Source organism: Motilimonas sp. E26 (assembly GCF_021278025.1).
In the GTDB taxonomy this organism is placed as follows: domain Bacteria; phylum Pseudomonadota; class Gammaproteobacteria; order Enterobacterales; family CBDFNC01; genus Motilimonas.
The window spans coordinates 52,038-63,214 of the sequence record NZ_JAIBHJ010000023.1; the positions used below are offsets into that span (position 1 = coordinate 52,038).

The following is an 11,177-nucleotide window of genomic DNA, read 5'->3' on the forward strand; positions in this document are numbered from 1 at the left end:
ATGAAAGTTTTATTACTGGCAGGCGGTTTCGGTACTCGCCTTAGTGAAGAAACCGGTCTGCGTCCAAAGCCAATGGTGGAGGTTGGTGGAAAGCCAATATTATGGCACATAATGAAAATGTACTCACAACATGGGTTCAATGACTTCATAATACTCCTTGGCTACAAGGGGTACTATATTAAAGAATATTTTGCCAATTATTTTCTGCATCAGAGTGACGTTACAATCAATCTTTCTACAAATGAAATGAAAATTCATAAAAATACCTCTGAGCCTTGGACCGTCACCTTACTTGATACTGGTTTAAATACAATGACCGGAGGTAGGGTAAAACGTGCTCAACAGATAATTAATAATGAAAGGTTTATGCTAACATATGGCGACGGTGTATCTGACGTAAATATTTCGAAGCTAGTTCAGTTTCATGAGTCACATGGAAAAAGTATTACGATGACATCAGTACAACCTGATGGCCGATTTGGTGCATTAGAGTTAGACAATGATAATGTGACAAATTTTCTTGAGAAACCCAAAGGAGACGGCTCTTGGATCAATGGTGGTTTCTTTGTTTGTGAACCGAACGTATTTGATTACATCAAAGAAGGCGACTCGACTGTCTTTGAGCAAAGGCCGTTACAAGATTTGGCTTTAGATGGTGAATTAATGGCCTTTAAACACCATGGCTTTTGGAAATGTATGGATTCATTGAATGATAAACAGAAATTAAATGAGATGATTGAAAATGGAAAAGCTCTCTGGAAGACCTGGTAAAACAATGTTTAATAATGTTTACAAAGATAGAAAGGTACTTATCACCGGTCACACTGGTTTTAAAGGAACTTGGCTTACTACTTGGTTGCTTGATTTAGGGGCAAATATATGTGGTATATCAAAAGATATACCTACAAAGCCATCTATGTTCGAAGAGCTGGCTTTACAGGAAAAAATAGAGCACCATTTTTGTGATGTTAGAGATTTAGAGAAGTTATCATCTATAGTAAATGATTTTAAACCTGATTTTTTATTCCACTTAGCCGCTCAACCTATTGTCTCCCTTTCATATAAAGATCCAATTGATACAATATCATCTAATGTTATCGGGACAGCTAATGTGCTTGAAATACTTAGGAAGTATGATCAAGAGTGTTATGCTGTAATAATTACTAGTGATAAATGCTATGAAAATGTTGAGTGGGTATGGGGCTATAAAGAGACTGATCATTTAGGTGGGAAAGATATTTATAGCGGGTCAAAAGGTGCTGCCGAGGTTATTTTCCACGCTTACCAACAGTCATTTTTCAAAGACCCAAGCAGTAAAGTACGCGTAGCAACAGGGCGCGCTGGTAACGTGATAGGTGGTGGAGATTGGGCTGCGGATAGAATCGTAGCTGATTGTATGAGAGCGTGGAGTCAAGGTGAGCAAGTTGAAATTCGATGCCCTGAAGCAACGAGACCTTGGCAACATGTGTTAGAGCCTTTAAGTGGATATCTAGCCCTTGGCCAAGGACTTGTAGAAGACAATCGTAATCATGGGGAGCAGTATAACTTTGGACCTAGAGCTGAGCAAAATCACACGGTTAAAGAACTGCTTTACGATTTAAGTAGTTTTTGGAATTTTGAGCGTACTAGTGATGCTTATTTAGTTACCGATAATATACCTTTTCATGAGGCTGGTCTGTTAAAGCTTAATTGCGATAAGGCTTTGTTTAACCTTAAATGGGAAGCAAACTTAAACTATCAACAATGTATTAAATTTGTAAGCGAGTGGTACTATAAATTTTATAATGAAGATTGTGATATGTTGAGCTTTACCATAGAGCAAATTCGAATCTATCAGAAGGAAGCCACGGCGAAAAATATTCAGTGGTGTAAAGATAATGATTGATGGTTTAATACTTACTAAGCTTAAAAAAATTCCCCACGAGAAAGGTGATATTTTTCATGCTATGAAAAGTTCCGATAGTGGATATGCGGGTTTTGGTGAAGCGTATTTCTCAGAAGTCAATTTTCGAGAAATTAAAGGCTGGAAGAAGCACTCTGAGATGGTGTTAAACCTGGTAGTTCCGTTAGGAAGGATCAAGTTTGTCGCTTACGATGACCGGCCTTTGTCGAGTACATATGGGGAATTCTATCAAACAGAGCTGTCGGCAGATAACTACTGTCGTCTTACTGTACCACATGGTATTTGGTTGTCTTTTCAAGGTATAGGTGAGTCACGGAATTTATTGCTTAATCTGGCGAGTATTCCTCACGATCCAAACGAGAGTGAGGTTAAATCGCTCAATGACATCCGGTTTGAGTGGTAAGCCATGAATATTCTTATAACTGGAGGATTAGGTAATCTTGGTTCTTGGCTAATGCGAGAGTGCCTCGATAATCACTCTGTGACGGTCTTGGCACGAAAAGAACGTCATGTTGTCAATCATCCCAATTATCGATTTGTTCAGGCAGATATCACTCAGCAAGAACAACTTAATTTCGCAATAGACTGCTACTACGATGTGTGTATTCATACGGCGAGTTACAACGAGCATTTTCAAGCTAATTATACAAAAGATGCTTTAATGATTAACTCGTTAGGAACAGAGTTGTTATGTCAGGCTCTTGCGAGGCATGGAGTTGGTCAGCTTGTGTATTTCAGTACTTTCCATGTCTATGGCAAAACGAGTGGGGTTGTTGAAGAGTCTACTTCGATTACTCCTTTTAATGATTATGGGCTGACGCATTATTTTGCTGAAAAATATATCGAAAAGCACCATCGGCAGAGCGGACTAAACTACGTAATTCTTCGACTTTCCAATAGTTATGGTTGCCCGACGTTTAAAGATTCAGACAAATGGTACTTAGTGCTCAACGATATCTGTAATCAAGCTTTTTCTCAGCAAAAAATTCAGCTAAAAAGTAATGGACTTGCGATCAGAGACTTCATTTGGATGGGTGATGTCGTTGACGTTGTAATTAAGTTGCTTTATCTGTCACAGCCATTGAACGATACTTTCAACCTTTCCGCTGGGATATCCTACTCGCTAAATCAGATGGTCGACAGAGTTCAATTAGCTTATCGACAAGAGTTTGGTGGAGAAGTGGCTATAATTGCTAACAAACAAGATAAAACTGAACCTGCCGAATTACTGGTGTCGAATAAGAAGCTTTGTGCCGTAATTACTCATCAGTATCGAGACGGTATAGTGCAAGAAGCGAAAAAAATATTTCAACTATTGGCTAGATAAATGAATGAATCTTCTCCTTTGGTCAGTATTGTTATCCCGTTATACAATGCGGAAAACTATATTGAAGAAACTTTACAATCTGTTTTAAACCAAACATATAATAACTATGAGGTCATTGTTGTTGATAATGCATCGACAGATTCGAGTATGGTGATAGTTAATAGATTTGCATTTGAGTTTAAAAATCTAAAAGTATTTTGCTGTGAGGTAAATTCAGGTGGTCCAGCTAAACCAAGGAATATTGGGATTGAAAATGCACAAGGAGAATATATTGCATTTCTAGATTCAGATGATATTTGGCACCCAGATAAGCTAGAAAAACAACTTTGCTTGTTAAAGGGGGGGGGATGGGATTTCGTGTCTTCATCGATACATCGTATTGATGAGCATGGTAATACTTTAATAAAGGGTAAAGGAGTTTTTGGAGGGTTGAGTTTCAGGAGAACTGCCGAATGTGATTTAAAGGGGTTGATGTATAGAAATAATGTAATAACTTCCTCGGTTATCTTGAAAAAAACTAACATTAAAGGAGTTCGATTTAATGAAAATGACTTTTTTAAGTGTGTAGAGGACTATTTGTTTTGGTTAGAAGTTCTATCAAATAACTCGGGTTTTTACTTGGTGTGTTCAGATGAATTTGTTAGCTATAGAGTGATTGAATCTTCATTAAGCAGTAAAGATGGTAAATATTTGATGCTTGTAAAGAGTGTGTTAGTTAATTGTTATTCCCATGTTAAGTTTAAAGCTCCATATAACTTTCTAGGGGCAACAATTTTTAATTTTTTTCGTGCTTTTAGGTTGATGTTATTAAAGTGAAAAACAGACTTTTCTATTTCAGCTTCTTTTCGGCTTTTTTACCGATTGTAAATGCGATTGGTTATTTATCTGTTTTTAAAAATATTAAGTTTACCGATAACCTTCTTTTTTATTTTTTTATTATTTATTTGTCGGTGGTTTTTTTAGTCAATGTTTTATTTTTTGAACCACTCATGGCTATTAGTTCTGTTAGGTTTTATTTTGGCTTCTTGATTTTTTATATTGTTTTTAAATATAGTTCTTACCGCTTTTGTAGTAGTCATTTTTTATTTTTGTGTTTTTTAGTTGTTCTTGAGTCGGTGGTTATAAATACAGTTATTTCTCCTCAGTTGATGCCTAATTTTCCCGATGCGTCTGCACCAAGTCACTTTAATATTGGGGGGTATCAACGACCATATTCATTCGCTGGAAATGCATCGGTAGCAAGCCTTATTCTTGTTGTTTTATTTACAATGCTTCGTTTTAAGTTATTAAATTTTCTGATGCTTTCTCTTTCAGTACTTGTTCTTTCATCTGGAGTTGGTTATTTAAGTTTTATATTTATGATTTATTGTTTTATTTTTGTTAGAGTGCCTCTTCTTACTGTGTTTATTTCACTTTTATTAATTTTTTTAGGTGGGATATTTATCAATAATTTCGATTTGGCGTTCTTTTCAAGTAAGGTCTCAAATGCTTATATTAACTTTCTTGTTGAATTTAAGCTGGGGCAGATTAAAGATGTTTTTGCGTCCTTTACCTATATTGATTTTATCTTTGGAGACGTTTCGAATTACAGTAACATTGGTTTGGGTGGGGATTTCGGTTGGGTGTATTTTTTCTCAGGGTTCGGACTTGTAGGTTCCTGTCTTATAGTCGCTTTTTTGATAAATAAGTCTAATAAAGTTAATTTCATGCCTTTGTTGATTATTTTTTTATTTACTTGGCACTATCCTGCTATGTTTTTCCTTTCGGGTCAGGTAGTACTTGGATACGTATTAAATTGTCGAAAGCGTGGCCCATGAGCTCAATTAGTTTGGTAAGAGTAAGTTATGAAGCCCTTATCTTATAGTGTTACGCTTTCTGATTACCATCGATTAAGTAACCTAGCAGGCATCGGCGCTGTTTGAATACTTGAAACAACACATATCAAACAGGCGTTTACGGCATTGTTCATCCGTGCCATATTGTATGATAAATCAATGTGTTGAAATACCTTTCTGAAGTTGAACTTTGTTTTTAGCCATGATAGCCACCTCATGCTTGAACTCAACATAATCATAGCTTAGACGTACGGACTTTCAGTGGTAATCAGGTAGCCTTAAAACTGAGGCTCTGAGACATCACGAGCCAACACAACAATGGGAATGGGTTTGGACTTCAAAGAAGGTGTATAACAATATCTATGGGGACTTAACGCAGAACATGTTTACTGCTGTTATCTTCTGTAGTATCTATTTAGAAAATTACCCAGCAAATAACTTGATATAAGAAGAATAAATAAAGTAACGTGAGATAAAAATTCAGGCCGGAGCTATTTCAGGGCAATCAAATTAGTCTTTTTTAGAGACATTTTTTGATCCGAGAACATCTGCCTAATAATACGAGTCTACCTTTTTATATCGTTAAAATTGGAAGGCTATCGCAGAGTTTAGTCGTTTAGCAGAAATAGTAAATAAAACTAAGCGTTAACGTATTAAGAGGTTTACAACGAGTAAAAGGAGTTGCTTACTAATAAAGTAGACGATAAAGTTGTTATACATCAATTCGATATATAAAAATGCTGCTGTAACTTTGATTATGAGGGTGATACGAATGCTAAAAAGGTGCCAATATCTTGTATATTAGGTTTTTCTAATGTATTTGTTGCACCCTTACTGTGGATTGACCTATATAATATCAAATTTTTATTGTACGGTATTAGGGGCAGGGATAGATGAAAGTACTTTACTTAGCCAATTTCTGTATGGAAAAAGAAAACTATTGATAGAATCAATTTAATGAAAAATTTTGTAATTGTCCAAAACTCAATTAAGACTACTTACATATTTCGCCGGCATTATATTGTTGAGCTATTGAAATATGGTAACGTGTACGTGATAGCTCCGATAGATGATCTTAAAATGAAAGCCAAACTTGAGGCTTTAGGTGTATTTGTTTACAAACTACCTGACTTATCCAGTCTCACTAAAAAGCTTTTTTGTATTTTTTTGATGAATATTTTTGTTTTGAAGGAGCGACTTAAAGGCTCAGTTTTTATTTCCCATTTCTTAGTTACTGCTCTAATTGTATATCCCACTTTAGTTCCTTTTAATCATAGACTCGTTATTTATACTGAGGGCTTAGGGTCTTTTTTTTCTCGTCGACCATTTTTTCAGAAAATTTTACAGTTTTTGCTATCAAGAAATAGTGCTACGCGTTTATTTTGTAATAATTCGGAGAGGCAGCTCGTTGGTTTAGCAACTGATACAGTCACTGGTGGTATAGGTATAGAATTAAATTCTTACCCTAGAAAGTCCAAGCTCGATGAGATTAAACATTATGAGCTTTTATATATTGGGAGGCTAATTAAAGATAAAGGTGTTCATGATGCTATTGCTGTTCTTAGACTTTTACGAGAAAAAAATTATAATGTCAGGCTTAGTTTAGTCGGGGATATATATCCAAACAACCCTTCATCTTTAACTCGTAGAGATATTGACCATCTAACGGCTGAATTTGGTAGTTATATCGATTTCGTTGGCTTTACAAACGATGTTTATGAATGGTACAAAAAATCGCACATTTTGCTTTTACCTTCAGAAAGGGAAGGTTTCCCTGTTTGTGTTATGGAGGCCTCTTCAGTGGGGTTGCCATGTCTTGGGTATAACGTAGTTGGTGTGAATGATGCGATAAAAAATGGGGTGAATGGCTTTTTGGTTGAGCCTTCCAATATAACTGAATTAGCTAAAGCGGCAGAGTTATTACTTGATCTTGAAAAGTTGGAATTTTTTAGGATTTCTTCTAGTAAGTATGCTGCAGATAATTTTAATATCATTCCTAAAACTAGAAATCTGGTAAATATTTTAGTAGAAAAGTGAATTTTCCCAAGGGTGATTGATGGTAACATCTAGTAATCCGCTGTTAAAAGTAGTATGTAACCGACATTCTGCAACCAATTTAGTAATAAATGATTTATACAGCTGGCTAAGTGGCATTAGTGGTCACTTACATTACTCGATGGTTTTAAAGGTTATCCGCAAACTGATGGTTATTCGGAGCAGCATTAAATAACTTAAATCATTTTTTGATGGCAGTGTCGGCATTAACCGGAACAACTCTAGTACTGCTTCGAAGGCTGCTAATTATGTTGTCTCTGAGGGCTGAAAGCTAAAATGAAGCAGTTGTAGTAGCGTACCATTCTAAGATAGTTTCAAGTTAATCAAGAAAATATTATTTAAACTCAGCGTTATGCTGACTATACTGATTTTTTGACGTCGTCCACCTTATCTATCTCAAAGGAAATTTCATGTTTAAAAGCAAGTTAGCTTACGCGTTGCCGCTTAGTTTTTTTTGTGTTAGTGCATCGCTTGCTGATGATGTGAAAAGTGCATTTGCTCAAACAGGATTTTCGGGCTTGTTAAGAACACCTCATGCACAAGTGCTTACCTATGGTGATATCAGTTTTAATTACCACATAGAACAGCGTATTGATCATTCGACTTCGTATCATGATGGCTCCCATAAGACTTTGTTGCTTGGCTTGGGGATTTTTCCCTACACCGAATTTACTGTACAAAATACCTTTAAGCGCTTTAATGGTGAAACAGGATGGAATGAAGAGCACTCGAGCGATCTTTCCTTCTCTGCTAAGTATGATTTTGGACATTTTATACCGGAGGAATGGTTTAGTCTGGCGCTAGGGTTTCAAGATTACGGCGGTGCAGCAACGCATCATAAAAATGCATACGCTGTTGCATCTAAATCATTATTCGGTTTTCGAGTTTCTGCTGGCTGGGGGCAGGGCTCTGATAGAAACCAAATGGGTATTGATTATTTAGATGGCCCTTTTGGCGGTATAGAGTATCAAGCATTTGATTGGTTGCAGTTGGTTTCTGACTATGATGGCACCGGGGTTAATGCTGGTGTTAAGTTATTTACGCCTAATGATTTACTGCCTTATGGTTGGCAGGCCAACTTAACCTGGCAGGCTTATTCTAATTCTGATACTGCTAATCGTGATAACCAATGGGTTGGCCTTGGTTTGCGCATGCCGTTGTCAGGCAGTAATAAAGCAGAAAGATACAGTGATAATACTGTTCAAGCTTGGGCTGATGAACGTTCAGTGGCTGAGCTACAGGCTAATCATAAAACCAGCACTTCAAAAGAGCAATCGCAGCAATGGCAAGGCGATGTTTCAAATCGTGATGTGGCCGCGCTGTTGTCTGCTGAGTTGGTTGAGCAAGGCTTTGAAAATATCAGTGTCGCCCTTGAAGGTGACTCACTAAACTTGGCCTTTGAAAACAATGTATTCAACTGGAATGAGCTAGATGGGTTAGGTGTGGCTTTAGGCATATTGTCTAAGCTGCATAATGGCCGTTTTGATGTTTACTTACTAAACAACAAGATTCCGGTATTGCGGGCGAGTGGTCATGCTGAAACGTATCGGGCATTTCTGAACAGCAAGGGAAAGCATCCGAGCAAAGAGCATGGTTTAACTTTTTCTACAGCGAACTTAGCTAATGCGATGTCTACCGTGGCTTGGCAGCACCCGCAGTATAATAACGGTGCGTATCGCGCTAGGCTAATTTTAGCGCCTAGTTTTTATTCTACTGTTGGCACCGAAATGGGGGTAATGGATTATTCTTTGGCGTTGTCGACCAATCTTCAAATGCAACTTTGGCAAGGCGGGGTGTTAGATGTTCGTCATCTGTTGCCATTGATGCACTCTGATGACTATGCCGATGGTGAATATTTCGCAAACTCGCGTCATAAAAGCGAGATAGATCGCGCCTTAGTGCATCAAGCTTTTGGCTTGCCTAGTAATGTGCTTACTCAGTTTAGTGCAGGCTTGGTACGTCGTCACTTTGTGGGAGCAATGAATGAAACGCGTTGGCAGTCAGCCAAAGGTAACCACCGTTTTTCAGCTGAATTTGGTTACCTAGATCACAATGAAAAAAATCTCACAGCAACACCGATGCTAATCAACTATCGTTATTATGTTGAAAAATTAGATTGGGCGTTAGAAGCGGGTGGCGGCGAGTATTGGTATGGCGATAAAGGTTTTACCTTAGCCTCAAAACATTGGTTTGGTGACACGTCAGTGACGATTAAATATCAAGATACAGATGAAAAATTTGCTGGTTTGTCATTTTCTGTACCCATCACCCTTACTAAAGATATGAACCCTTCATACGTACAGGTGCGAGGCATTGATGAATGGTCGTTGAGTTACCGAACGATGGTGGGCAATGATGCCTGTAACTGTTTAAACGGTTCAATGGCTACCACTACTGGTTTGCAACATAACTTGGCTAGGGTTTATGACAACCGTGATAGGCTTTCGGATGCCTACTTGAGAACGAATATAATGCGATTGAAGGCTGCTTATTGGCTGTACGCTCATTAAGTTGTTTAAATTTGTAGCATGTTCATGTGATAACCGGCTGCGAAGTTATGAGCTAGTTATAATTTTGAAAATAAAATGGTTTATTTATATTTTTTTTGGTCATTTTTTTGTCACTATGGTGGCGTTTAATCTAAGCTGTCTAAAGCAGCTTACAACTCCCTGCTATATCTATTTATTAACTAACAACTTGTTAGAGGAAACTATGAAATTAACAAAAATTGCTCTGTTTGTCGGTGCGGCAACTTTAGCCCTTGTAGGCTGTGGTGGCGGTGGCAGCGATCCTGTTAACGAAGATAAAGAATACATTGCTATTGATAACTACTTGAATCGTGCACAAGTCACTTTGACTTGTACTGATGATACAAATAGTCCATACACTGCAATTACTGGTGCTAATGGTAAAGCATCATTCCCAGCTACTGTCGTTCCTGAGAATTGTACTACTGTTGTGATGGGCATTGATGGCACTGTAGATATTGATGAGCCTAACACCCCATGGGTTGGTACGCTAAAAGCACCTAAAGGCAAAACAGTAGCTAATGCTTTCACGACTGCTTATGTTCTTTACCAAGAAGCAGGTGTGCCTGAAAACGAAATTGTTGATGCAATTATTGCAGCTCTTGACCCTACTGGCGATATTGGTTTGACAGCTGATACCTTATTTGCTGATTTTGGTAGCAATGCAGGCAATCAAAAAAACAAAAAGTTGTTAAAACTAGCTAATGCAACTTACCACGCAATGGCTTCAGTTTTAGCGCAAAACCCTAGCGATTCGCTTACAGCGCTTAAAAATGCTGCAGTAAAAGTTGGTGCAATTGTATCTGACGAGATTAAAAAAGCTGAAGCTGCAGGAATTGATCTTGATACAGTTAAAGTTGTGGTAACTGTCAAAGTTAATGCCGATGGCAGTGTTGATGCTGAGGGCAAAACTGAAGATTTAGGTACTCAGCCAACAGTTGCACCAACAGTTGAACCAACAGTTACGCCAACAGTTGAGCCAACAGTTGAGCCAACAGTTGAGCCAACAGTTACGCCAACAGTTACGCCAACAGTTGAGCCAACAGTTACGCCAACAGTTACGCCAACAGTTACGCCAACAGTTGCGCCAACTCCAACACCTGCTCCAGGCACTGGTACAGGTACTGGTACTGACGGTGGCGGCGGTACTGGCGCTTAATTTAAACTAGCTATCTAGTTTTGGTAATGATGGCCCCTTGCGGGCCATTTTTTATGCGTATTGGAAATTAGTTTGTTGTTTTGTGTGAGATTCGCGCTGGTTTGGTAAAAAAAACTGGACTCATTTATCGCAAATACGTAGACTTCGCAGCGCTAACATTTGCACCCGTAGCTCAGCTGGATAGAGCGTTGCCCTCCGGAGGCAAAGGTCACAGGTTCGACTCCTGTCGGGTGCGCCACGTTAGCAAATAGTCATATTGCATTTTCATGCAGCAGCGGCGGATGTAGCTCAGTTGTAAGCGCTCAATTCTCCGCATTGTTCCTAATTTAATCTGGGCCTTGATAATGACTCCGTCATTACTTATCGAGGT

The 11,177-nt window shown here is 38.1% G+C and carries 9 protein-coding genes, 1 tRNA gene and 1 pseudogene; 10 read left to right on the plus strand and 1 reads right to left on the minus strand.

Annotated features, from left to right (window positions below):
• The 6 genes from rfbF to K1M91_RS16625 are packed head-to-tail and all read left to right on the plus strand — an operon-like array spanning position 1 to position 5,047.
• Entirely contained in the window at positions 1 to 771 is a 771-nt protein-coding gene (gene rfbF / locus K1M91_RS16600; RefSeq protein ID WP_232803385.1) for a glucose-1-phosphate cytidylyltransferase, read from the plus strand.
• Positions 743 to 1,885 carry a CDP-glucose 4,6-dehydratase gene (gene rfbG / locus K1M91_RS16605; protein WP_232803386.1) on the plus strand — a complete coding sequence of 381 codons (1,143 nt, stop codon included), beginning with the start codon at positions 743 to 745 and terminating at the stop codon, positions 1,883 to 1,885. Before rfbF ends, rfbG begins: the two co-directional genes overlap by 29 nt.
• A complete protein-coding gene (locus K1M91_RS16610) occupies positions 1,878 to 2,306 on the plus strand; it encodes a dTDP-4-dehydrorhamnose 3,5-epimerase family protein (RefSeq protein ID WP_232803387.1) in 429 nt (142 codons plus the stop codon). The genes rfbG and K1M91_RS16610 overlap by 8 nt, the downstream gene beginning before the upstream one ends.
• Positions 2,307 to 2,309: 3 nt before the next feature.
• Positions 2,310 to 3,230, plus strand: coding sequence for an NAD(P)-dependent oxidoreductase (locus K1M91_RS16615; RefSeq protein WP_232803388.1), 921 nt, complete (start codon positions 2,310 to 2,312; stop codon positions 3,228 to 3,230).
• Positions 3,231 to 4,046 (plus strand): glycosyltransferase family 2 protein, encoded by an 816-nt coding sequence (locus K1M91_RS16620; protein ID WP_232803389.1) that lies wholly within the window; start codon positions 3,231 to 3,233, stop codon positions 4,044 to 4,046.
• Positions 4,043 to 5,047 (plus strand): hypothetical protein, encoded by a 1,005-nt coding sequence (locus K1M91_RS16625; RefSeq protein ID WP_232803390.1) that lies wholly within the window; start codon positions 4,043 to 4,045, stop codon positions 5,045 to 5,047. Before K1M91_RS16620 ends, K1M91_RS16625 begins: the two co-directional genes overlap by 4 nt.
• A gap of 120 nt (positions 5,048 to 5,167) precedes the next feature.
• On the opposite strand, the pseudogene K1M91_RS21550 reads toward K1M91_RS16625, so the two are convergent.
• A pseudogene (locus K1M91_RS21550) lies at positions 5,168 to 5,269 on the minus strand (IS1595 family transposase); the annotation flags it as partial.
• Positions 5,270 to 6,145: 876 nt separating this feature from the next.
• Here K1M91_RS21550 and K1M91_RS16630 point away from each other — a divergent pair.
• The 4 genes from K1M91_RS16630 (at position 6,146) to K1M91_RS16645 (ending at position 11,045) form a co-directional block, all read left to right on the plus strand.
• Positions 6,146 to 7,102 (plus strand): glycosyltransferase, encoded by a 957-nt coding sequence (locus K1M91_RS16630; RefSeq protein WP_232803391.1) that lies wholly within the window; start codon positions 6,146 to 6,148, stop codon positions 7,100 to 7,102.
• 428 nt (positions 7,103 to 7,530) lie between these two features.
• Positions 7,531 to 9,630: a YjbH domain-containing protein gene (locus tag K1M91_RS16635; protein ID WP_232803392.1), complete on the plus strand. Its 2,100-nt coding sequence runs from the start codon at positions 7,531 to 7,533 to the stop codon at positions 9,628 to 9,630.
• Between the two features lie 202 nt (positions 9,631 to 9,832).
• Positions 9,833 to 10,807, plus strand: coding sequence for a hypothetical protein (locus K1M91_RS16640; protein ID WP_232803393.1), 975 nt, complete (start codon positions 9,833 to 9,835; stop codon positions 10,805 to 10,807).
• Positions 10,808 to 10,968: 161 nt separating this feature from the next.
• Positions 10,969 to 11,045, plus strand: a tRNA-Arg gene (locus K1M91_RS16645).
• Positions 11,046 to 11,177 lie beyond the last annotated feature (132 nt).

What these genes read in the sequence shown, in the direction of transcription:
- K1M91_RS16635 (WP_232803392.1), top strand. Translation starts at nt 7,531, where the DNA reads ATGTTTAAAAGCAAGTTAGCTTACGCGTTGCCGCTTAGTTTTTTTTGT.
- K1M91_RS16610 (WP_232803387.1), top strand. Translation starts at nt 1,878, where the DNA reads ATGATTGATGGTTTAATACTTACTAAGCTTAAAAAAATTCCCCACGAG.
- K1M91_RS16630 (WP_232803391.1), top strand. Translation starts at nt 6,146, where the DNA reads ATGAAAGCCAAACTTGAGGCTTTAGGTGTATTTGTTTACAAACTACCT.
- K1M91_RS16615 (WP_232803388.1), top strand. Translation starts at nt 2,310, where the DNA reads ATGAATATTCTTATAACTGGAGGATTAGGTAATCTTGGTTCTTGGCTA.
- rfbG (WP_232803386.1), top strand. Translation starts at nt 743, where the DNA reads ATGGAAAAGCTCTCTGGAAGACCTGGTAAAACAATGTTTAATAATGTT.
- K1M91_RS16640 (WP_232803393.1), top strand. Translation starts at nt 9,833, where the DNA reads ATGAAATTAACAAAAATTGCTCTGTTTGTCGGTGCGGCAACTTTAGCC.
- K1M91_RS16620 (WP_232803389.1), top strand. Translation starts at nt 3,231, where the DNA reads ATGAATGAATCTTCTCCTTTGGTCAGTATTGTTATCCCGTTATACAAT.
- rfbF (WP_232803385.1), top strand. Translation starts at nt 1, where the DNA reads ATGAAAGTTTTATTACTGGCAGGCGGTTTCGGTACTCGCCTTAGTGAA.